2 protein-coding genes are annotated in these 2,885 nt (G+C 39.6%); one reads left to right on the plus strand and one right to left on the minus strand.

The window, feature by feature from the left end; translation table 11 throughout:
• Window positions 1-247 precede the first annotated feature (247 nt).
• Window positions 248-1,036 (plus strand): peptidoglycan-binding protein, encoded by a 789-nt coding sequence (locus VXK47_RS08675; protein WP_435548381.1) that lies wholly within the window; start codon window positions 248-250, stop codon window positions 1,034-1,036.
• A gap of 77 nt (window positions 1,037-1,113) precedes the next feature.
• On the opposite strand, the gene VXK47_RS08680 is transcribed toward VXK47_RS08675, so the two are convergent.
• On the minus strand, window positions 1,114-2,250 hold the full coding sequence (locus VXK47_RS08680) for an acyltransferase family protein (RefSeq protein ID WP_435548382.1): 1,137 nt from the start codon (window positions 2,248-2,250) through the stop codon (window positions 1,114-1,116).
• Between the last annotated feature and the right edge of the window lie 635 nt (window positions 2,251-2,885).

Genomic DNA, 2,885 nt, shown 5'->3' on the forward strand with positions numbered 1-2,885 from the left:
AGTTGACGTAAGTGCTTGAAATACTTGGTATATAAATTGCAATGCATTTTACATGCCATCTTTTTATGTTTTGTGAAAAAATATCGCAAAATTTTAAAACCATGTTTGAACGGCTTCAAAAACAGTGAAACTTTAGTTAAAGTAATAGATATCGGTTTTAATTTTCCGCTCTGAGGGTAGATTTTCATTTGCCAAAACTTGAAGTACTAATTGATATTTTTAAATAATATTATGGGAGGATGAAAAGATGATATCAGTTGATGGTGATTTTATTCTTAAAGTTGCACCCCGGTTTTCGGGAAATAAGGCTGCTGCTCAAGCGCGAATTGTCGGTGCGTTATCGGCAATTTTTGCTCCAACACTTGATGCGTATGAAATAAATACAAAATTGCGAATCGCTCATTTCATGGGGCAGGTAACACATGAGTGTGCAGGTTTTCGTACCACTGAAGAATTTGCTTCCGGAGCTGCCTATGAAGGGAGTAGAAAGCTCGGGAACATTCAACCTGGAGATGGTAAACGCTATAAGGGGAGGGGTTTGATCCAGCTTACCGGACGAGACAATTACCGCACAATCGGTGAAAAACTTGCTTTGCCTTTGGAGGACAATCCTGAAATTGCTTCCGAACCTGCCACTTCATTGAAGATTGCCTGTGAATATTGGAAGAGCCGCAAGATTAACTCAGCCGCTGACCTTGATGACCTGATTAAAGCAACCAAGCTCGTCAATGGCGGCCTCAACGGTCTCGAAGATCGGCGAAAATATCTCCGCATGGCAAAGGATGCTCTTGCTGTTATTGATGGTATGAGGGTAGCTGCCGACGAAGGTGGAAGTACTGTCGTATTAAGGCGCGGTTCTTTCGGCAACGCGGTTGGAGATTTGCAGGAATTGCTAAGGGCGAAAGGCTATGACGTTACTGTTGATCACGATTTCGGGCCGGCAACCGAACTTGCTGTAATGCATTTTCAGAAAAGTACCGGACTCGAAAAGGACGGAATTGTTGGCAATAATACCTGGACGGCTCTAAGATCCTGATTGCAAGCAAGCGGGAATTGTTCGTAACAGTTTAGTCCTTTTTCAAAGACCTTCTGTCTCATCCCGACGATTCGGATTTATCTTGGCACGAGGATTGCCTTGTTATGTTTCTTGCTTTGCAACATAGACAAACCATCATTTACCATATTCGAGACCTTCGCCAGAATGTAAGAGAGAATAATCAAACCAAAGAGGTAGGCAAAGAAGTAGGCAAAAAGCGGCTTTCGGTAGAGAAAAAAATCATACTTGACCATAAAAGGTGCATGAAGCAAATAGATCTCATACGAATAGCTTCCCAAGAATAACAGGAATGCACTTTGATAATTCACCATTTCGATGAGTGCTGATACCAACACAAGTGGGAGTATTAAAGCTATTGGTCTGAAAACATCACTACTACGAATGGGAACGATTTCATTCCATCCGTAGAAGACTACGATTGAAATGAAGATTGGGACTATTAGAAACAGACGGTTTCTGGTCTTACTTGGTAAGAAGGTTCTTATCACGCTTCGGTATTTACCAAATAGAACTCCGGTGGGAAATACAATCGTATATTGAAGCCATATTGAATGGTAATTCCTGATTGGCGTCAATCGGATTATTGCATAAACCGAGAAGCACAAACAAAATAGGACGATTAGTTTGAGTTCTTCGGAAAAAGGTAGTTTCGATACTATCCAGAAAATGAAGTACAAGACCATAACGTACTCGACGAACCATGCAACTGCATTAACACGAACCAGTATGCCGTTTAGATGGAAACCCAGGAAATTGAGGATGATCTCTAGTAGTGGATGATGGAGATTGATAAGGACATCATCCAGAATAATAAAGAGTGCTAACGTTATCCAAAGAGGTATGTAGAGTTTTAGAATTCGTGTCTTCCAGAACCCAGCTTTTGCATTAGTTAATTGATAACTCTGGTAAAGCCCATAGCCAGAGATAAAGAGAAAAATGATTACTGCCCAATAGCCACCTATATTGAAAAACATTTGGTGTTGTAAACACATTATGGACAAATGCCCAAAAAGCAGAAAAAGTACGGCTACGCCTCTTAATGAAGTAGTCGTTGGGATGTCGAAAAAGTCATATCCGGTTTTCTTACATGTAATTCCTACGACTATCAGCAGAATAATGAATATAATGCCCGAGGTTGTTGCTGGATCGGTCAGCACTATTCGATAATTCGAGTAGTTTACGAAACTGTTCATAGGAACTCCTCTGCGATTGACTCCTGCGATTCACAAACTTAACAAGTTATTCACCAGTTCCGTTGATCATTCAATTTATTTGAATCATGTGGAAGGATGAATTTTTCACTATTTTTTCGTCAGGTTCAAATTTCGCACGCAGTGAAGCTTTAGCGCTATCCTCGAAATACCCGATGTATTCCTGTGGTTAAAATTTTCACCTTCCTTGAACTTGAGTAAAATTGAACATTTTTCAATGGTCTCATTCTATAGATAATAAAAATCAAGAAAATGAGATAACGGATTATTTATTGAAGATTCTACGTTGCAAGCAACGGGAAATCTTCCACCGTAAGGATTTTTATCAATTTTTATTCAAGAGCCTTTGCTGCTGCAAACAATGGAGAATGCACTCGTTGTTTCGGTTCCAACAACGCCAAATCATACAATTTTAATAATCAACATCAATATATAAATCCCGCTAACTCTTTGCCTTAATTAAATCAATAAATTTTTTGGCTCCTCGCTAAAAAGTATGGGTAATCCGATTCAAGACATGATAGATATCAGTCATCAAGAGATAGAGGAGGTTGAGACAAATTACTATGAGAGATACGGAACTATTTCAGTTGGCATTGGGTTTGACATCACCATGG

Source organism: Desulfobacterium sp. N47, from assembly GCF_051233685.1.
Taxonomy (GTDB): Bacteria; Desulfobacterota; Desulfobacteria; order Desulfobacterales; family RPRI01; genus RPRI01.